At 67.5% G+C, this 18,569-nt stretch carries 18 protein-coding genes; 11 read left to right on the forward strand and 7 right to left on the reverse strand.

Annotation, left to right across the window (positions count from 1 at the left end; translation table 11 throughout):
* The first annotated feature begins 30 nt into the window (after window positions 1-30).
* From pyrE to parC, 8 genes are all read left to right on the forward strand, one after another.
* Window positions 31-624 (forward strand): orotate phosphoribosyltransferase, encoded by a 594-nt coding sequence (pyrE, locus tag ACQY76_RS17960; protein ID WP_428030062.1) that lies wholly within the window; start codon window positions 31-33, stop codon window positions 622-624.
* Entirely contained in the window at window positions 621-1,397 is a 777-nt protein-coding gene (locus ACQY76_RS17965) for a pyridoxine 5'-phosphate synthase (protein ID WP_428030063.1), read from the forward strand. Before pyrE ends, ACQY76_RS17965 begins: the two co-directional genes overlap by 4 nt.
* An 11-nt stretch (window positions 1,398-1,408) precedes the next feature.
* Window positions 1,409-1,819, forward strand: coding sequence for a holo-ACP synthase (gene acpS, locus ACQY76_RS17970; RefSeq protein ID WP_428030064.1), 411 nt, complete (start codon window positions 1,409-1,411; stop codon window positions 1,817-1,819).
* Between the two features lie 134 nt (window positions 1,820-1,953).
* The gene (gene lepB, locus ACQY76_RS17975) at window positions 1,954-2,709 is read left to right on the forward strand and encodes a signal peptidase I (RefSeq protein ID WP_428030065.1); all 756 of its coding nucleotides are present in this window, start codon (window positions 1,954-1,956) and stop codon (window positions 2,707-2,709) included.
* Window positions 2,706-3,425: a ribonuclease III gene (gene rnc, locus ACQY76_RS17980; RefSeq protein ID WP_428033048.1), complete on the forward strand. Its 720-nt coding sequence runs from the start codon at window positions 2,706-2,708 to the stop codon at window positions 3,423-3,425. Before lepB ends, rnc begins: the two co-directional genes overlap by 4 nt.
* The gene (era, locus tag ACQY76_RS17985) at window positions 3,422-4,381 is read left to right on the forward strand and encodes a GTPase Era (protein ID WP_428030066.1); all 960 of its coding nucleotides are present in this window, start codon (window positions 3,422-3,424) and stop codon (window positions 4,379-4,381) included. Before rnc ends, era begins: the two co-directional genes overlap by 4 nt.
* Before the next feature lie 9 nt (window positions 4,382-4,390).
* The gene (gene recO, locus ACQY76_RS17990) at window positions 4,391-5,119 is read left to right on the forward strand and encodes a DNA repair protein RecO (protein WP_428030067.1); all 729 of its coding nucleotides are present in this window, start codon (window positions 4,391-4,393) and stop codon (window positions 5,117-5,119) included.
* Between the two features lie 57 nt (window positions 5,120-5,176).
* The gene (gene parC / locus ACQY76_RS17995; protein WP_428030068.1) at window positions 5,177-7,411 is read left to right on the forward strand and encodes a DNA topoisomerase IV subunit A; all 2,235 of its coding nucleotides are present in this window, start codon (window positions 5,177-5,179) and stop codon (window positions 7,409-7,411) included.
* Between the two features lie 304 nt (window positions 7,412-7,715).
* Here the strand turns inward: parC and ACQY76_RS18000 are convergent, their stop codons facing one another.
* The 6 genes from ACQY76_RS18000 to hemB form a co-directional block, all read right to left on the reverse strand.
* On the reverse strand, window positions 7,716-9,731 hold the full coding sequence (locus tag ACQY76_RS18000) for a PhoX family protein (protein WP_428030069.1): 2,016 nt from the start codon (window positions 9,729-9,731) through the stop codon (window positions 7,716-7,718).
* Between the two features lie 86 nt (window positions 9,732-9,817).
* Window positions 9,818-10,567 carry an arginyltransferase gene (locus ACQY76_RS18005; protein WP_428030070.1) on the reverse strand — a complete coding sequence of 250 codons (750 nt, stop codon included), beginning with the start codon at window positions 10,565-10,567 and terminating at the stop codon, window positions 9,818-9,820.
* Between the two features lie 82 nt (window positions 10,568-10,649).
* A complete protein-coding gene (locus tag ACQY76_RS18010; RefSeq protein ID WP_428030071.1) occupies window positions 10,650-11,165 on the reverse strand; it encodes an RDD family protein in 516 nt (171 codons plus the stop codon).
* Window positions 11,166-11,217: 52 nt separating this feature from the next.
* A complete protein-coding gene (locus tag ACQY76_RS18015; protein WP_428030072.1) occupies window positions 11,218-12,444 on the reverse strand; it encodes a threonine ammonia-lyase in 1,227 nt (408 codons plus the stop codon).
* An 8-nt stretch (window positions 12,445-12,452) separates the two neighbouring features.
* Entirely contained in the window at window positions 12,453-13,796 is a 1,344-nt protein-coding gene (locus ACQY76_RS18020) for a branched-chain amino acid ABC transporter permease (RefSeq protein ID WP_428030073.1), read from the reverse strand.
* A 21-nt stretch (window positions 13,797-13,817) separates the two neighbouring features.
* Window positions 13,818-14,879 carry a porphobilinogen synthase gene (gene hemB / locus ACQY76_RS18025; protein ID WP_428030074.1) on the reverse strand — a complete coding sequence of 354 codons (1,062 nt, stop codon included), beginning with the start codon at window positions 14,877-14,879 and terminating at the stop codon, window positions 13,818-13,820.
* Window positions 14,880-15,155: 276 nt separating this feature from the next.
* On the opposite strand from hemB, the gene ACQY76_RS18030 reads away from it, so the two are divergent.
* The 3 genes from ACQY76_RS18030 to ldtR all read left to right on the forward strand — a co-directional run bounded on the left by ACQY76_RS18030 (window position 15,156) and on the right by ldtR (window position 17,322).
* Entirely contained in the window at window positions 15,156-16,217 is a 1,062-nt protein-coding gene (locus ACQY76_RS18030; protein ID WP_428030075.1) for an enoyl-CoA hydratase/isomerase family protein, read from the forward strand.
* A 25-nt stretch (window positions 16,218-16,242) separates the two neighbouring features.
* Complete coding sequence (locus tag ACQY76_RS18035) at window positions 16,243-16,665, forward strand: DUF6163 family protein (RefSeq protein WP_428030076.1); 423 nt, start codon at window positions 16,243-16,245, stop codon at window positions 16,663-16,665.
* A gap of 135 nt (window positions 16,666-16,800) precedes the next feature.
* Window positions 16,801-17,322, forward strand: a complete 522-nt coding sequence (gene ldtR, locus ACQY76_RS18040; RefSeq protein ID WP_428030077.1) for a transcriptional regulator LdtR — start codon at window positions 16,801-16,803, stop codon at window positions 17,320-17,322.
* 13 nt (window positions 17,323-17,335) lie between these two features.
* Here the strand turns inward: ldtR and ACQY76_RS18045 are convergent, their stop codons facing one another.
* Window positions 17,336-18,367 (reverse strand): histone deacetylase family protein, encoded by a 1,032-nt coding sequence (locus ACQY76_RS18045; RefSeq protein WP_428030078.1) that lies wholly within the window; start codon window positions 18,365-18,367, stop codon window positions 17,336-17,338.
* Between the last annotated feature and the right edge of the window lie 202 nt (window positions 18,368-18,569).

Below are 18,569 nucleotides of genomic sequence, written 5' to 3' on the forward strand. Positions count from 1 at the left end.
CCATCCAGAAACCTGCTCCGGGCATTCGAGATGACGCAAGACGAGGTCGTGGCCGAGTTCCGCTCGGCAGGTGCGCTGCTTGAGGGGCACTTCATCCTTTCCTCGGGCCTGCGCAGCCCGATCTTCCTTCAGAAGATGTTCATCTTCCAGGACCCGGTCCGCACCGCCCGCCTGTGCAAGGCGCTGGCGGAGAAGGCGGAAGCGGCGTTTGGCAAGATCGATTACGTCGTGTCCCCGGCCGTTGGCGGCATCGTTCCCGGCTACGAGACCGCCCGCCAGCTCGGCGCCATGGCGGTGTTTGTCGAGCGCGAGGGTGGCACCTTCCAGCTGCGGCGCGGATTCACCATCCCGCCCGACGCCAAGGTGCTGATGGTGGAAGACATCGTCACCACCGGCCTGTCCTCGCGTGAATGCCTGACCTCCATCGCCGAGCACACCTCGAACGTGGTCGGCGCCGCCTGCCTGATCGACCGCTCCAATGGCAAGGCCGATCTCGGCGTGAAGCTGGTGGCGCTGGCGCGGCTCGACATCCCCGCCTATCCCGCCGACGCCCTGCCGCCGGAGTTGGCGGCCCTGCCGCCGGTGAAGCCGGGCTCGCGCAGCATTCAGGGGACCAAGGCGTGACCATCCTCGTTCCCCCCATCCGCCTCGGCGTGAATGTCGACCACGTCGCCACCATCCGCAACGCGCGCGGCGGCAATCTGCCCGATCCAGTGCGCGCCGCGCAGCTCGCCTGCGCCGCCGGGGCCGACGGCATAACCGCGCATCTGCGCGAGGATCGCCGTCACATTCGCGACAGCGACATGCAGCGCCTGCGCGAGCAGCTGACCGTGCCGCTGAACTTCGAGATGGCGGCGACGGACGAGATGGTCGCCATCGCCCTCGAACATCGCCCGCACGCCGCCTGCCTTGTGCCGGAGCGGCGCGAGGAGCGCACGACCGAAGGCGGGCTCGACGTCATCGGCGGCGGCATCGACCTTGCCCACAAGGTTGAAAAGCTCGGCCATGCCGGCATTCGCGTCTCGCTGTTCGTGGCGCCGGACGCCGACCAGATCGCCCGCGCCGCCGATATCGGCGCGGCGGTGATCGAGCTGCACACCGGCGCCTGGTGCGAATATCTCGCCGCCGGCGAGGCGGCAAAGGCGGATGGCGAACTGGCGCGGCTGATCGAGGCGGCCGGGCAGGGCAGCGCGTTGGGGCTGGAAATCCACGCCGGCCACGGCCTCGACTATGCGACCGCCGAGATCATGGCGGCCGTCGAGCCGATCCGCGAACTGAACATCGGCCATTTCCTCATCGGCGAGGCCATCTTCGTCGGGCTGGAAGGCGCCATTCGCCACATGCGCACCGCCATGGCACAGGGGCGCGCCCGGCTCGGCGCGCCGCAGGCGGCATAGGGAGCAGCAGCGTGATCCTCGGCATCGGCTCGGACATCACCGACGTGCGGCGCGTTGCCGAGGTGCTGGAGCGGCACGGCGAGCGCTTTCTCGATCGGGTGTTCACCCCCGTGGAACGCGCCAAGTCGGATCGCCGTGCCCGGCGTGCCGAGAGCTACGCCAAGCGCTTCGCCGCCAAGGAAGCCTGCGCCAAGGCGCTCGGCACCGGTCTGGCGCAGGGCGTGTTCTGGCGCGACATGGGCGTGGTCAACCTGCCGTCCGGCCGCCCGACACTGCTCCTCACCGGCGGCGCCAAGGCGCGGCTCGACGCCCTCACGCCGGCCGGCTTCGAGGCGCAGATCGACCTCACCATCACCGATGACGGCCCGCTCGCCCAGGCCTTCGTCATCATCAGCGCCGTTCCGGTATCGAACGGCGGATAAAGCCGCGCTGACCGCGCGTAAGCTCGTGCGATCGTGAGCAGGGCGCGTTGCCGCCGCCTCGCCGAGCGGCTATAGGAGCCGCTCGGCCGCCACGTGCGGCGCAGGCCGTGCCGCTGAGGGCACCGGAAGGCAACATGACGTCCACCACCGAACCGAAGAAGCAGGAAGGCGGCCTCGGCGAGACCGTGAAGGTCATCCTTCAGGCGTTCCTGATCGCCTTGCTGATCCGCACCTTCCTGTTCCAGCCGTTCAACATCCCGTCCGGTTCGATGAAGGAGACGCTGCTCGTCGGCGACTACCTCTTCGTGTCCAAGTACAGCTATGGCTACAGCCGCTTCTCGCTGCCGCTGTCGCCGCCGCTGTTCGACGGCCGCATCCTCGGCTCGACGCCCAACCGTGGCGACGTGGTGGTGTTCAAGCTGCCGCGCGACGAGAGCACCGACTACATCAAGCGGGTGATCGGCCTTCCGGGCGACGAAATCCAGATGATCGCCGGCGTATTGAACATCAACGGCGTGCCGGTGAAGCGCGAGGACGCCGGGTACTGGATGGATGACGAGGGCAATGGGCGAGTGGAGCGCGTCAAGCGCTGGACCGAGACCCTGCCCAATGGCGTCAGCTACCACACGCTCGATCTGGTCGATAACGGCTTCTACGACAATACCGAGGTCTACAAGGTGCCGCCCGGCCATTATTTCATGATGGGCGACAACCGCGACAACTCCACCGACAGCCGCGTGCTCAGCCAGGTCGGCTATGTCCCCTATGAGAACCTGATCGGCCGCGCCCAGATCATCTTCTTCTCCGTGAAGGAAGGCGATGCCGCCTGGCAGTTCTGGAAGTGGCCGTGGACGGTGCGCTGGGACCGCCTCTTCTCCTTCGTGCGATGACGCGCGGCAAGTCGCGCGTCGCCGACGACGCCGGCCTCGACACGCTCGAAGCGGCGCTGGGCCATGCCTTTACTGATCGCGCGCATCTGCGTCTGGCGCTGACGCATATCAGCTCGGTGACGGGCGTTCAGGGGTCGAAGGCGCGCGTGCGCTCCTATCAACGTCTGGAATTCCTCGGTGACCATGTGCTTGGCCTCGTGGTCTCCGACATGCTCTATCGCGCCTTTCCCCACGCCGAGGAAGGGGAACTCTCGCGCCGGCTCGCCGACCTCGTCTGCGAGGATGCCTGCGCCGAGGTGGCGCTGGCCATGGAACTCGGTCCGCATCTGCGCCTCGGCGCCGGCGAGGACCGCACCGGCGGGCGCGGGCGCCCGGCCATTCTCGCCGACGTGGTCGAGGCGGTGCTGGCGGCGGTGTATCTCGACGCCGGCTATCCCGCAGCGGAAGCCGTGGTCGAGCGCTTCTGGCGCACCCGCCTCGCCGTTCCCGGCAGTTCCGCCCGCGACCCCAAGACGGCGTTGCAGGAATGGGCGCAGGGGCGGGGATTGCCGCCGCCGCATTACCGGCTGGTGGAACGCTCCGGTCCCGACCATAATCCCGAATTCCGGATCGCCGTCGACGTGCCGGGCTTCGAGCCTGTCGAGGCGACCGGCTCCTCCAAGCAGAACGCGCAGAAGATCGCCGCTGCGGCGTTTCTCCAACGGGTCACGCAATGAACGACATCATCGACGAGACTCCCGAAGAGGGCCATGACGAGGGCCCGGCAGAGGCGCGCGAACACACACGCTGCGGCTTCGTCGCCCTCATCGGCACGCCCAATGCCGGCAAGTCGACCCTCACCAACGCCCTGGTCGGCACCAAGGTGTCCATCGTCTCGCACAAGGTGCAGACCACCCGTTCGCTGGTGCGCGGCATCGCCATCGAGGGCGTGACGCAGGTCGTGCTTGTCGACACGCCCGGCATCTTCGCCCCCAAGCGCCGGCTGGAAAAGGCGATGGTGCGCTCCGCCTGGAACGGCGCCGGCGACGCCGATGCCGTGGTGCTGCTGATCGACGCCCGCGCCGGCCTCAACGAGGATGTCGAATCCATCATCCGCGGCCTTGCCGATGTGCGCCGCCCCCGCGCAATCCTGCTCAACAAGATCGACCTGGTGAAGCGCGAGAGCCTGCTGGAGCTTGCCGCCAAGGTTGCCGAGCTGACCAGCTTCGACCGGCTTTTCATGGTGTCCGCGCTGGCGGGCGACGGCCTGAAGGAGTTGCGGCAGTGGCTGGCGCAGATCCTGCCGCTCGGCCCGTGGCTCTATCCCGAGGACCAGATCTCCGACGCGCCGATGCGCTCGCTGGCAGCCGAGATCACCCGCGAGAAGCTGTTCCACCGGCTGCATGAGGAACTGCCCTACCGCTCGACGGTCGAGACCGATTCCTGGCAGGAGCGCAAGGACGGCTCGGTCCGCATCGAGCAGACCATCTTCGTCGAGCGCGAAAGCCAGCGGAAGATCGTGCTTGGCAAGTCGGGCGAGACCATCAAGGCCATCTCCATGGCGGCCCGCAAGGAGCTGACCGACATCGTCGAAGCGCCCGTTCACCTGTTCCTGTTCGTCAAGGTGCGCGAGAACTGGGCCGACGATCCGGCCCGCTACCGCGAAATGGGGCTGGAATTCCCGCACGAGTGAGGCCGCCCGATGGAGTGGTCTGACGACGGCATCATTCTCGGCGTGCGCCGCCACGGCGAGGCCAATGCCATCGTCGAACTGATGACCGCCGGCCATGGCCGCCATCTCGGCCTGGTGCGCGGCGGCGGCTCGCGGCGGCAGGCGGCGTCGCTGCAGGCCGGCAATGAAGTGCGGGTCACGTGGCGCGCCCGTCTCGACGAGCATCTGGGCGCCTTCGCCCTGGAGGTGACCGCGCCGCATGCCTCCCGGCTGATGGCGCAGGCCCATTCCGCGTTCGCGCTCAGCCACATAGGCAGCCTTGTTCGACTTCTGCCGGAGCGCGACCCTCATCCTGCGCTGCACGCCATGCTCGCCACCATGGTCGAACATCTCGGCCATGAGCGCCTCACCGGCATGATGATCGCCCGCTTCGAGCTGACCATGCTGGCCGAGCTCGGCTTCGGCCTCGATCTGGAAAGCTGCGCGGCCACGGGCGGGCGCAACGACCTGCTCTATGTCTCGCCGAAATCCGGCCGCGCGGTGAGCCGCGACGCCGGCGCGCCCTGGCAGGCGCAGCTTTTCACGCTGCCGTTTTTCCTCATCAGCGAAGTCGCCGAACCGCCCACCACCGAGGATGTCGACGCCGCCTTCGCGCTGACCGGCCATTTCCTGGCGCGCCGCGTCTTCGACCCGCGCGGCCTGCCCCTGCCGGACGCGCGGGCTTCGCTGATCGCGGCGCTGAAACGGCCCGGTGGATAGGCTTGCGCGGGTGCGTTCGCGTCTTGTTCCCGTCCGCGCTTCGCGGTAGCACAAGGCATGGGTGAGCCACCGATTCCGACCGATGACGGCCTGATCGAACCGATCGGGCTCAAGGCGGCGCTTGAAGAGCGCTACCTCGCTTATGCGCTCTCGACCATCATGCACCGCGCATTGCCGGATGCGCGCGACGGCCTGAAGCCGGTGCACCGCCGCATTCTTTACGGTATGCGCCTGCTGCGGCTCGACCCCGGCGGCGGCTTCCGCAAGAGCGCCAAGATCGTCGGCGACGTGATGGGTTCGTTCCATCCGCACGGCAACATGGCGATCTACGACGCCATGGTGCGCCTGGCGCAGGATTTCTCGCAGCGCTACCCGCTGGTCGACGGTCAGGGCAATTTCGGCAATATCGACGGCGACAACGCCGCCGCCGAACGCTACACCGAGGCCCGGCTGACCGAGGTGGCCCGCCTCATCCTCGACGGCATCGACGAGGACGCGGTCGATTTTCGCCCGAACTATGACGGCACGACGGAAGAGCCCGTCGTCATGCCGGGGGCCTTCCCTAACCTGCTGGCCAATGGCTCCACCGGCATCGCCGTCGGCATGGCAACCTCGGTCCCGCCGCACAATGCGGCCGAACTGATCGACGCCAGCCTGCACCTGATCGACAATCCCGGCGCCACCACCGACGACCTGCTGAAATTCGTGCAGGGCCCGGATTTCCCCACCGGCGGCGTCATCATCGAATCCCCGTCCTCGATCGCCGATGCCTATGCCACCGGGCGTGGCGGCTTCCGCCTGCGGGCACGCTGGGAGAAGGAAGAGACCGGCCGCGGCACCTATGTGATCGTGGTCACCGAAATTCCCTACGGCGTGCCCAAATCGCGCCTCGTGGAGAAGATCGCCGATCTGCTCAACGAGAAGAAGCTGCCGCTTCTGGCCGATGTGCGCGACGAGAGCGCCGAGGATGTCCGCCTCGTGCTGGAGCCGCGTGCGCGAAATGTCGACGAGACGCTGCTCATGGAAAGCCTGTTCCGGCTGACCGAGCTGGAAACGCGCTTCCCGCTGAACATGAACGTGCTGGTCGGCGGGCAGGTGCCCAAGGTGGTGAGCCTGCTGGAGGCCCTGCGCGAATGGGTCGACCATCGCCGCGAGGTTCTGCTGCGCCGCTCGCGCTACCGCCACGCGCAGATCGAACACCGCCTGGAAGTGCTGGGCGGCTACCTCATCGCCTATCTCAACCTCGACGAGGTGATCCGCATCATCCGCGAGGAAGATGAGCCCAAGCCTGCCCTGATGGCGCGGTTCGAGCTCACCGATGTGCAGGCAGAGGCCATCCTCAATATGCGCCTGCGCAGCCTGCGCAAGCTCGAGGAATTCGAGATCCGCAAGGAGCACGACGCGCTTTCCAAGGAGAAGGACGGCATCGAGAAACTGCTCGCCTCCGAGGCGCGGCAGTGGAAGGCGGTCGCCGGGCAGTTGGCGGAAACCCGCAAGATGTTCGCGCCCGAGACCAAGCTTGGCCGCCGGCGCACTACCTTCGGCGAGGCCTCGGTGCATAAGGCGGATGCGGTGATCGAGGCGCTGGTGGAGCGCGAGCCGATCACCGTCGTCGTCTCCGAGAAAGGCTGGATTCGCGCGCTGAAGGGCCATGTGGCCGACCTGTCGTCGCTTGTGTTCAAGGGCGACGACCAGCTCAAGATCAAGTTCTTCACCGAGACGACGGCCAAGCTGCTGGTGTTCGCCAGCAATGGCCGCTTCTATACGATCGACGCCTCGAAGCTGCCGGGCGGTCGCGGCCATGGTGAGCCGCTGCGCCTGTCGATCGAGCTGGAGCAGGAGGCCGACATCCTCCACGTGCTGCCCTATCAGGGCGGGCGCCGGCTGCTGGTCGCCGCCAAGGAAGGGCGTGGCTTCCTCGTCGCCGAGGATGATTGCCTCGCCAACACGCGCAAGGGCAAGCAGGTTCTGGGCGTCGACGCTCAGGAAGCGGTCAAGGTCGTGGTGGCCGCAGGCGACAGCGTCGCGGTGATCGGCGAAAACCGCAAGCTGCTGGTCTTCCCGCTGACGCAGATCCCCGAGATGACGCGCGGGCGCGGCGTGCGGCTGCAGCGCTACAAGGACGGCGCGATGAGCGACGTGAAGGTCTTCGCCGCCGCGGACGGCTTGACCTGGACCGACACGTCCGGCCGCACCTGGACGGTGACCGACCTCACCGAATGGCGCGGCGAGCGTGCCGGCGCCGGCCGCTTGCCGCCCAAGGGCTTTCCGCGCAACAACCGGTTCGGCTGAAGGCGATCTCCGCAAATCCTCCGACGCGCCAACCGATGCGACGTCATCCTGAGCTTGCGAGCGCGGCGAGCCTCGAAGGATGTTCGCTCGGGTACTCGGCTCAGCATCCCTCAAGGCCGCCTACGGCGGCGCCTCGGGAGATGGTGCGCGAGACGGTGGGTGTCCGGGATAAGGGGGCGGCCGGTCGCCGTCATCCTCGGGCTAGTCCCAGCCATCCACGTCTTCGGCGCCGCCTGTACCGCCGGAGGAAGACGTGGATGGCTGGGACTAGCCCGGCCCTGACGACTGGTGGACCGCCCGGCGATCAGCCGATCTTCCCGCCGTCCTTCTTGGTGATCACCACGACCGCCGGGCGCACCGGCATGTCGTCCTTGAAGTCCGGCCAGCGGGTGGACAGGTCCTCGTAATAGGACGGGCGACCGAACGGCGCCCAGTCGGTGCCGCCATCGCCGGGATGCTGCACGGCAACGAAAGCGGTGCGGTCGTCCGGCGTGAACAGCGGGCCGCACATCTCGGCGCCCACCGGCACGCGGAAGAACAGCTTCGACGTCGCCCGCGCGCTGCCCTCGGTATCGACGGCCCAGAGCCCGTCCGCCCGGCCGGTGTCCTTCGGCCCGTTGCCGTCCGTCGCCACCCAGAGCCGGCCGGCGGCATCCACCGCGCAATTGTCCGGCATGCCGAACCAGCCATTGCGGGTGGTGTCGGTGGAGAAGGAAGCCCCGACCGCCGCCACGGACGGGTCGCCGCATTTCAGCAGCACTTCCCAGCGCCCGCTGGTGGCGGCGAAATCGCCCTCGGCCTCGGTGATCTCGATGATGTGGCCGAAGGCGTTCTTGGCGCGAGGGTTGGCGGCGTCGACCTGGTCGTCCTTGCGGCGGCTGTTGTTGGTCAGCATCACATAGACCTTGCCGTTGACGCCGTTCGGCTGGACGTCCTCGGGTCGGTCCATCTTGGTGGCGCCCAGCAGGTCGGCGGCGCGGCGGGTCTCGATCACCACGTCGGCCTGGCTGTCGAAGCCGTTGGCAGCGGTCAGCGGGCCCTGGCCGAACAGCAACGGCATCCATTCCAGCGTGCCGTCGGCCGCGAACTTGGCGACATGGAGCGTCCCGGAATCAAGCAGGTCCATGTTGGCGGCGCGGTCACCGGGGTTGAACGTGCCGGCCGTCACGAATTTGTAGACATAGTCGAAACGCTCGTCGTCGCCGAGATAGAACACCACGCGGCCATCGCGGGCAACGATCGACTCGGCGCCCTCATGCTTGAAGCGGCCGAGCGCCGTGCGCTTCTTCGGCACCGAGTTCGGGTCGTTCACGTCGACCTCGACGATCCAGCCGAAGCGGTTCGGCTCGTTCGGCTCTTTCGAGAGATCGAAGCGGTCGTAGATGTTGCCCCACTCATAGGCGCCTTCGGGCACGCCGTGGCGCTTGTAATTGGCGGCCTCGCGGTGGCCCTGCGGCAGCGTGCCGAGGAAGTAGCCGTGGAAATTCTCCTCGGCCATCACATAGGTGCCCCAGGGCGTGACGCCGCCGGCGCAATTGTTGAGCGTGCCCAGCACCTGCGTGCCCGTCGGGTCCCCGGAGGTCTTCAGCCGGTCGCTGCCGGCGGCGGGGCCGGTCACCTGCATCGGCGTGGTGGAGGTGATGCGGCGGTTCAGCGCGCCCTCGCGCACCACCTGCCATTTGCCGTCCACCTTGCGGATCTCGACGATGCTGCCGCCATGCGCCGCCATCTCGATATCGACGCGCGCCTTGTCCGCCGGCGCCACTTTCAGCTTGCCGTCAGTGACGCTGACGATGCCGGGGAACATCAGGTGCTCGTTGGTATATTCGTGGTTCACCACCAGCAGCCCGTGCTCGGCCGAGCCATCGAGCCGGATGAAGCCAACATAGTCATTATTGTATCCGAACTGCCGGCGCTGGGCCTCGGCGCTCTGGTACTTCGGGTCGAAGGCCGGCGAATCGGCGAAAAGCGGGTCGCCCCATCGCAGCAGCACCTCGGCGTCATAGCCTTCGGCGACATGGTGGGTTTCATCGACGCCGGCCTCGATCTCGACGAAGCTGAAGGCCGATCCCGTGGCGGCCGTGCCATCGGTGGCGGCATGCGCCTTGTCGGCGGAGAGCAGCGCCGCCGGCCCGACCGTCGCGGCGACTGCCGACACGGCAAGCGAGCCCTTCAGCAGGCCACGGCGGGAGAACCGGATCGAGATCAGCTCGCCCATGGTCGGGTTGAGCGTCGGGTTGCTGCCGGCGCCGTCCGCCTCTTCGAGCAGGCTTGTGCGGAAGGGCGACACGCGCACGGGATCGAGGGGCTCGTCGGTCATGGAAAGGCTCCGGCAATCTGTCCCGCTCCGGGTTGGAAGCGTTCCAGTGTGCTAGCCCCGTCACGTCACAGAGCGATGACGCGGCCCTACGCCTCCACCCGCAGCCAGCCTGCCGGCGCGAGGCGTTCCTGCGGCAGGAAGCGGCGCTTGTAGTTCATCTTGTCGGAGCCCTCGACCCAATAGCCGAGATAGACATAGGGCAGGCCCATGGCCTTCGCCTTGGCGATATGGTCGAGGATCATGTAGGTGCCGAGCGAGCGGGCCGCCGCGTCCGGGTCGTAGAACGAATAGACCATGGAGAGCCCGTCGGCGAGCACGTCGGTCAGCGCCACGCCGAACAGCGCACCCTGGCCCCGCCCGCTCACCGCCGCGGCGGGTCCGTGGCGGCGATACTCGATCAGCCGGGTGCGAACATGGCTGTCCTCCACCATCATGGCGTAGTCGAGCACGGTCATGTCGGCCATGCCGCCATCCGAATGCCGGCTGTCGAGATAGCTTCGGAACAGCGAATATTGCTCGGCGGTGGGAATGGCGGCGCGTATGTCCCCGATGAGGTCGGCATTCTCCTGCCGCACCCGGCGGAAGCTGCGCGTCTCGCGAAAATCGTCGACGCACACGCGCACGGAGACGCAGGCGCGGCACTGCTCGCAGGCCGGGCGGTAGGCGATGGATTGGCTGCGGCGGAAGCCGCCATGGGTCAGCACGTCGTTGAGCTGGGTCGCCCGCTCGCCGACCAGATGCGTGAAGACCTTCCGCTCCGAGCGCCCCGCCAGATACGGGCAGGGGGAGGGCGCGGTCAGGTAGAATTGCGGTGTGTCGCGCGAATGTTCGGTCACGGCAGATTCACGTTGCGAAGGCGCCAAGGATCGCGCGCCGCGACGGCGGCGTCAAAGGCTGTGTTCGCGGACCCGGCAGATCTCAGCGATAGCCGCGCAACTCGCCCGCCCGCTCGTCATTATTCGTCAACACCGTGCCGATGATGAAATCATGCGCCAGCCGCTTGCGGCGGTTCAGCAGGCCGACAATGGTGACGAAGGGCGTGAACACGCTGATCGACACCCAGAACAGCACGAGGCTCACCACCGCCAGCACCGGCGTCATCGGCGCGCCGTGCCACACCCGCATCTCGATGCCCATGGCCCGCATGCCGAGCGTAGCGGAGCGCGGCCCGCCCAGCGTCAGCCCGGTATACACCAGCGCCCAGACCACATAGCCCGGCCCCAACAGGCTGAACAGGAACCAGCCCAGCCCGAAGGTGAGGAAGCCGAACACGAAGATCAGCAGTGCCGCCATGCCGATCGGCACGCAGATGATGACGGTGTCGATGATGAACGCCATGAACCGGCGGAACAGCACGCCGCGAAAATATTCCGGCTCGACCAGCGGATCGAAGGCGTAGGGCCTCGATACGTCGTCATTGCGGGCGTCGAACATGCCGGTCTCCTCCTGCACCGTCAGGTGGTGGCGCTATGCCGTGCGGGCAAGGTCAGCTCACCGACTGCCAGTCGACACGCACCACATCCATGCCGTTCTCGATCAACGCCCGGTAGACGTCGTCGGCATGGGCGCGGTCGCGGGTCTCCACCGTCACGTCGAGGCGGGCGCCCTTGGCGTGCACGTCGAGGAAATGGCGCTTGTGCTCGACCTCCAGGATATTGGCGCCGAGGCCGCCGAGAAGGCTGGCGATGATGCCGAGCTCGCCCGGGCGGTCGAGCATGGAGAAGCGGAACGAGACGATCCGCTCCTCGCGCTCCAGCTCGCGCATCATGATGGAGGCGACGATGCGCGGGTCGATATTGCCGCCCGACACCACCAGCCCGACCTTGCGGCCGCGATAGCGGTCCGGGTCGGCGAGCAGCGCGGCGAGGCCGGCGGCGCCGGCACCCTCGGCCAGCGTCTTCTGCTGGGTCAGGAACAGGTTCACCGCGCGCTCGATGGTCGGCTCGCCCACCAGCACGACATCGGACACCAGCGCCGAGACGAGCTCGCGCGTCAGCACGCCCGCCTGCTTCACCGCGATGCCTTCCGCCAGCGTCGCGCCCTCGCAGGGCAGGGATTGCTGGTGCAGCGCGTTCCACATGGAGGGGTAGAGACGGGTCTCGACGCCAACGATCTCGATGTCGGGCCGCATGTCGCGGGCCGCCACCGCCATGCCGGAGATCATGCCGCCACCGCCGACCGGCACAAGCAGGGCGTCGAGGTCGGGCGCGTCCTCCAGCATTTCGGAGGCGATGGAGCCCTGGCCGGCGATTACGTGGCGGTCGTCATAGGGGTGGACCCAGACGAGGTGCTCGGCCTGCGCGATGCGGTCGGCTTCCTCGGAAGCGTCGCCGACCGATTCGCCATGCAGCACCACGCGGGCGCCATGCGCCTCGGTGGCGGCCACCTTCACGATCGGCGTGTGCTTGGGCATCACGATGGTGGCGCGGATACCGAGCCGGGCCGCGTGATACGCCACCGCCTGCGCATGGTTGCCGGCCGACATGGCGACGACGCCGGCGGCCCGCTCCTGCGACGAGAGGCTGGCGAGCTTGGTAAGCGCGCCGCGCTCCTTGAAGCTCGCCGTGACCTGGAGGTTCTCGTACTTCACATAGACATGGGCGCCCGTAATCGCCGAGAGGCGCGGCGCCGGCAGGGTAGGCGTGCGCAGCACCGCGCCGTCCAGCAGCTTGCGTGCGGCGGCGACATCGGCAGGGGTTACGGGCAGGGTCATCGAACCACTCAGAATTCTCGCGGCGAAGGTGCCGCACGCTGGAGAAGGCCTCCCGGCCGCAAAATGAGAACGGCCGCCAGAAGGGAATAGATCACCACGTCGCGATACGCGATATCGAAGGCGGATGACCACACGATTTCGACGCCGGCGACGAGGGCCGCGCCCAGCAAGGCGCCCGGCACCGAGCCAATGCCGCCAATAATAGCCGAAATCAAGGCTTTGAGCGTCATGGACAGCCCATCGCCGGGCGTAATCGTTCCATAGGCTACCACCAAGGCCACGCCCGCAAGCCCGGCGCAGCTCCCGGCGAGGGCGAAAGTGGTGCCGGCCAGCCGCGGAACGTGCACGCCGAGAAGCGCCGCCATCTGCGGATCATCGGCATGCGCCCGCCACTTGCGGCCGTAGCCGGTGAAGCGAACGAGCCCGAGAATGAGCGAAATGCCACATAGCGTGAGGCCTGCCGCCAGAAACTGCGCCGGCGTCGCGGTGGCGACGAAACCGTCCTGCCCGGCAATGTAGATCGGCCGGTTGAGCAGCGCCGGCAGCCAGTTTTCACGAAAAGGCGAGGTGAGGCGGAACATCTCGGCCAGCACGATGGCCACCGCCAGCGTGGCGATGAGGACAGGCTGCGGCGAACGTGCCCGGGCGACAATCGGCTGGATCACCGTCCGCCCGATGACCCAACTCAAAAGTGCCGCCCCCGCCATGCCGGCGACAAGCGCGGCGGCCAATCCGGCCGGCCCGATGCGCCCGACCGCTCCGGCGAGGCCGACCGCGACCAGCATGGTGATGCCGCCCCCCACCGCGACTTCCCCGAAAGCGAGATTGATCCGGCCATAGAGGCCATGGACGAGCGCGAAGCCGATGGCGACAAGGCCATAGACGCCCATCAGCATCAGGCCTCCCAGTGTCTGCTGCAGCCAATAAGCGCCGCGCGGGCCAAGACGGAAAAACGGCGTGTCGCCGCGCGCCTGCGGGCTTTCCGCCAGCCACCAGCGCTTCATTATGTAGAGCTTCACCTCGCCGAGCGTCTTGCCATCGGCGACGATCGCCACGAGGTCGAACCGCCCGGCACCGGATGCGCTGGCGAAGCGGCAGACCAGGTCATGCGGCGCACTGCCGAGAGGAGAGCGCGTGCGGTAGCGGTAGCGCAGCGCGACCGGGTCGTTGGTCACGGGGGCGAGCTGAGTCTCGACGATTTCCACCGCCCCGTCATGCAGCGCCGGGGCCACCGCGCGGCACAGGCGGGCCTGGTCGGAATCGATCACCGAGCTGCAGCCAGGAAGCAGCAGCAGCAGGCCGAACAGGGCAAGGTGCAGCAGGCGATGGCAGCAGCGCGTGCAGCCTGTCATGGCAGCTCGCGCCCGCAGTCGTCAGGCGTCGCGGGCGAGCTGTTGCGCCACGCGCGGGGCGAAATAGGTGAGGATCCCGTCGGCCCCGGCCCGCTTGAAGGCCATCAGGCTTTCCATCATCGCCTTGTCGCCGTCGATCCAGCCATTGCGTGCGGCGGCCTCGATCATCGCGTACTCGCCGGACACCTGATAGGCGAAGGTCGGCAGGCCGAAGGTTTCCTTGAGCCGGTAGATGATGTCGAGATAGGGCAGGCCGGGCTTCACCATCAGCATGTCCGCGCCCTCCTCGATGTCCAGCGCCGCCTCGCGCAGCGCCTCCATCCCGTTGGCCGGGTCCATCTGGTAGGTGCGCTTGTCGCCCTTCAGGCAGCCGGTGGAACCCACCGCGTCGCGGAACGGGCCATAGAAAGCCGAGGCGTATTTGGCGCTGTAGGCAAGGATCTGCGCGTCGTGATGGCCTTCGCCGTCGAGGGCCCGGCGGATGGCACCTACGCGCCCGTCCATCATGTCGGAGGGCGCGATCACGTCGGCGCCCGCATCGGCCTGCACCAGAGCCTGCTCGACCAGCACGGCGACGGTTTCATCGTTGAGAATGCGACCCTGCGCGTCGAGTAGCCCGTCATGGCCGTGGCTCGTATAGGGATCGAGCGCCACGTCGGTGACGAGGCCGATCTCCGGCACGGCGTCCTTGATTGCCCGCAGGGCGCGGCAGACGAGATTATTGCCGTTCAACGCTTCGCGCCCGTCCGCCGTGCGCAGCGTCGGGTCGGTGTAGGGGAACAGAGCCAGCGCCGGGATGCCGAGCCGGGCCGCCCGCTCCGCGTCACGCACCGCCTCGTCAACGCAAAGTCGCTCCACTCCCGGCATCGAGCCGATCGGCGTGCGTTCGCCATCGCCGTCCTTGACGAAGATCGGCCAGATCAGGTCGGCGACGGTGAGCGTGTTTTCCCGCAGCAGCTGGCGCGCCCATTCGGACTTGCGGTTGCGGCGCGGGCGCTGGACCAGCTCGAGTTTCGACGGCGCGTCCAGCCGACCGGAGGGGTCGGGACGGACGGGGCGCGGACGGGCAAAGGGAATGGTCATGGACACGCTCGCAAAGAAACCCGGCAGGAGGGCGGGGATCCCGCCGCGTCGCCTCCGGCGCGGCACTTTCGAATGGTTATAGCTCCATACGCCGTTGCGCGCGACCTCTTCACCCGTGTGATTGCGTATTAGCCCGACACCGCGACGCAGGGCATGTTGACGCGGCCGGGCCGCAGCTTGCCGGTGCGCGGCGGACGTCTTCGCGCAGGTCCGGCTTTGCGGACGATGCGGAACGGCTTAAGTGGCAAGGCTCTCCCACAGACGAGGCATGACGACGTGACGGCAGAGATCGGTATCAGCTTCGAGCGGCGCGGCGTCCTGGGTATCGTGACGCTCGACCGCCCGCGGGCGCTGAACGCGGTTGACCATCCCATGGTCAGGGCGATGGATGCCACGCTGCGCGCGTGGATCGACGACCCGGCCATCACCCATGTGCTGCTGCGCTCGGCCCATGCGCGCGCCTTCTGCGTCGGCGGCGATGTGCGGGCCATGGCCGAGCTCGGCCGCACCGGCCGTAAGGAAGAGGCGCGGCAATACTGGCGCGACGAATACGCGCTGGACCTCCTCATCGCCTGCTATCCCAAGCCTTTCGTGTCGCTGGTGGACGGCCTCTGTTTCGGCGGAGGCTTCGGGCTGACCGGCCATGGCCGCTACCGCGTGGCCGGTGAAAACCTCGGCTTTGCGATGCCGGAGGTCGCCATCGGGCTGTTTCCGGATGTCGGCGGGACGCATGTGCTGCCGCGCCTCCCCGGCTGGAGCGGCACCTGGCTGGCCATGACCGGAGCCCGGATCGGCATGTCAGACGCGGTCGCGCTCGGCCTCTACACCCATCACATCCCGACCGACTGCTGGCCCGGCCTTGTCGACGCGCTGGCGGGCGGCGAGGACATGCAGGCGGCGCTGACCCGGGTGGCCGTGCGCCCGCCCGCGCCGGATCTGGCCGCCGTTTACCCGCATATCGACCGCATCTTCGCCGGCGGCTCGGTCGAGGCGATCGTGATCGCGCTGGAGAAGGTGGGGGAAGGCGAGGACCAGGTTGCCGCGTTCGCGCGCCTCCAGCTGGAGACGATCCGCCGCGCCTCCCCGACCAGCGTGCATATCGCCTTCCAGCAGATGCAGCGCGGCCTGCGCTTCGATCTCGCCGGCTGCCTGACGCTGGAATTCCGTCTGGTGACGCGCTTGCTCGACCAGCCCGATTTCTTTGAGGGCGTGCGGGCGCTGCTGGTCGACAAGGACCAGTCGCCGGGCTGGCAGCCCGCACGGCTGGAGGATGTCGATCCGGCCGCCGTCGCCGCGCTGTTCGACACGCCGCTCGACGACGAATTGCTGCTCGCCTGACCGCGATTTGGAGTATGCAGGCGCCATGAGCTCACCCTACGATCCCATCGACGCGACACTCGGCGCCCGCATGCCGCTCTGGCAGTCGCGCGTGATCCTCTATCTTCGCCTCCTCGCCGGCTTCCTGATGGTGAAGACCGTCTACAGCTGGACGCTCATCTGCGGGGTGTGGGATGGCGACACCAGCCGCTTCGAGATGCTCTCGCTGGCGGCGAAGTCCGCCGTCATCTGGGCCGCCATCATGAACCCCGTCGCCGCCGTGGGCCTCTGGCTCGGCGCCTCGTGGGGCGTCGTGCTGTGGCTGGTGACGGCGATGGTGCAGATCCTCATCAACGCTTCCGCACCCGAGGGTGTCGGGCGGCTGATGATCGTTGCGGCCATCGAGACGGTGCTGGTCGCCGTCTACGCCTTCCTCACCTACAAGGCGGCGCGCGAGAGCGAGAATTGAGCTTAAGGTCTCGTTAACCCGTTGCGGTCACGAAGGATTCAGCCTGTCGCTTAAACCCATCTTAGCGGCGGCGCCGCACACTTCCGGTCACATGAGAGGGAACCAATCCCCCATTTCGAGACCGGGACGCGATTCATGCGAGCAGCTCAGGCAGCCAACGTCGTCAATTTCAACGAGGCCGAGGAAACGCGTCGCGAGGCGCTTCGTCCGCTCTATCAGGAGGCGGTGACGCTGGTAGAGCGGCTTCATCGACGCCTGCTCGACGTGGTAAAGGACGAGTTCGACCGGCGCGGGCGCGACGACATCAACGCGGTGCAGGCGCTGCTGCTGTTCAACATCGGCGACGCCGAACTCACCGCCGCCGAGCTGCGCACGCGCGGGTACTATCTCGGCGCCAATGTCTCCTACAATCTCAAGAAGCTGGTCGAGACCGGCTTCCTCGACCATCGGCGTTCGCGGGAAGACCGGCGCTCGGTGCGCATCCGGCTGACGGAGAAGGGCGAGGAGATACGCGATCTCATCGAATCGCTCCACGCCAAGCATCTCGCGACCATCGAGCAGATCGGCGGCATCGGCCCGCAGGATTTCCAGCAGCTCAACAAGGCGCTTCAACGCCTTGAGCGGTTCTGGACCGACCAGATTCTCTACCGACTCTGATCGGTCCTTCACACTAGCGCTGAAGATAGCCTTCCAAGGTGTTGGCGACATTGATGCCGATGGCTTCGACGGCATAGCCGCCCTCCATCACGAACAGCGTCGGCTTTTCGAGGGCCGCAATGCGCGCGCCGATCTTCAGATAGTCCGGGCTGTCCAGCTTGAACTGCGAGATCGGGTCGTCCTTGTAGGTGTCTACGCCGAGCGAGACGATGACGACGTCGGGACCATAGTCCGCGACGCGGGCGCACGCGGCGTCGAGCGCCGCGCCCCAGCCGGCATAGTCAGTGCCCCAGCGCAGCGGGAAATTGGCGTTGAAACCCTCGCCGGCACCGCTGCCCGTCTCGTCGGCATAGCCGAGAAAATACGGGAATTCCTGCAGCGGATCCGCATGGATGTTGCATACCAACACGTCCGGCCGATCGTAGAAGATCGCCTGCGTGCCATTGCCGTGGTGGTAGTCGACGTCGAGAATCGCGACGCGGCTGGCGCCACGGTCCAGGAAACTCTGCGCTGCGACGGCGGCGTTGTTGATGAAGCAATAGCCGCCCATCGTCGCCGCGTGGGCATGATGTCCCGGTGGCCGGCACAGCGCGAAGGCTGACTTGCCGCCGCCGGCGATCAGGTCGACGCCGGTCAGCGCAATGTCGGCGCCCGCCTGCACGGCGTCCCAGGTTCCCGCCACGATGCAGCAGCCGGCATCGAAGGAAAAATGGCCGAGCTTGCCGTCGATGCTCTCCGGTTCGATGTCGGTACGCATCCCCGGCGCTCGCCAGAAGCTCGGCAGCGCCGGGACGTCCCGCCCGTCCACCAACCACAGCTGCCACGCGCTGGCGAGGAAACGGACATAGGCCGCATCGTGAACCCTGAGCAGCGCCTCAAGCCCATGCGCTGCCGGCTCGATCAACGTGCCGAACGGGCGCTCCCCGATCGCGTTTAGGATCATGGCCACGCGCTCGGGCTTCTCGAAGGCCGGAACGACCTGTCCGTTCATCAGTTCGACATGGCCGGAATGGCCGAGGTGGCGCGGCGAATGGATGATCTTCATGCGGGCTTCCGGATTCGGGGGTAAGAAGCCGCAACGATACGCGCCGGCGGCGCGTGCTGTCTCCCCGAAACCCGCGCCGGTGTCGCGCGCGACCGCACGGGGTGCCGCCTCGATGCAAGGCACCTCTGCAGGTCGCGTGCTTTGAAAGCCCGGGGTGCTGTGCTAAGCGACCCGCCTCGATTTCGCGGTCGGCACGCCGCCG

Origin of the sequence: Ancylobacter sp. (assembly GCF_965279025.1) — a bacterium.
Taxonomy (GTDB): domain Bacteria; phylum Pseudomonadota; class Alphaproteobacteria; order Rhizobiales; family Xanthobacteraceae; genus Ancylobacter.

Coding starts and splice junctions, on each gene's coding strand:
- pyrE (WP_428030062.1), top strand. CDS start 31: ATGACGCAAGACGAGGTCGTGGCCGAGTTCCGCTCGGCAGGTGCGCTG.
- lepB (WP_428030065.1), top strand. CDS start 1,954: ATGACGTCCACCACCGAACCGAAGAAGCAGGAAGGCGGCCTCGGCGAG.
- rnc (WP_428033048.1), top strand. CDS start 2,706: ATGACGCGCGGCAAGTCGCGCGTCGCCGACGACGCCGGCCTCGACACG.
- era (WP_428030066.1), top strand. CDS start 3,422: ATGAACGACATCATCGACGAGACTCCCGAAGAGGGCCATGACGAGGGC.
- recO (WP_428030067.1), top strand. CDS start 4,391: ATGGAGTGGTCTGACGACGGCATCATTCTCGGCGTGCGCCGCCACGGC.
- parC (WP_428030068.1), top strand. CDS start 5,177: ATGGGTGAGCCACCGATTCCGACCGATGACGGCCTGATCGAACCGATC.
- ACQY76_RS18000 (WP_428030069.1), bottom strand. CDS start 9,731: ATGACCGACGAGCCCCTCGATCCCGTGCGCGTGTCGCCCTTCCGCACA.
- ACQY76_RS18010 (WP_428030071.1), bottom strand. CDS start 11,165: ATGTTCGACGCCCGCAATGACGACGTATCGAGGCCCTACGCCTTCGAT.
- ACQY76_RS18015 (WP_428030072.1), bottom strand. CDS start 12,444: ATGACCCTGCCCGTAACCCCTGCCGATGTCGCCGCCGCACGCAAGCTG.
- ACQY76_RS18020 (WP_428030073.1), bottom strand. CDS start 13,796: ATGACAGGCTGCACGCGCTGCTGCCATCGCCTGCTGCACCTTGCCCTG.
- hemB (WP_428030074.1), bottom strand. CDS start 14,879: ATGACCATTCCCTTTGCCCGTCCGCGCCCCGTCCGTCCCGACCCCTCC.
- ACQY76_RS18035 (WP_428030076.1), top strand. CDS start 16,243: ATGAGCTCACCCTACGATCCCATCGACGCGACACTCGGCGCCCGCATG.
- ldtR (WP_428030077.1), top strand. CDS start 16,801: ATGCGAGCAGCTCAGGCAGCCAACGTCGTCAATTTCAACGAGGCCGAG.
- ACQY76_RS18045 (WP_428030078.1), bottom strand. CDS start 18,367: ATGAAGATCATCCATTCGCCGCGCCACCTCGGCCATTCCGGCCATGTC.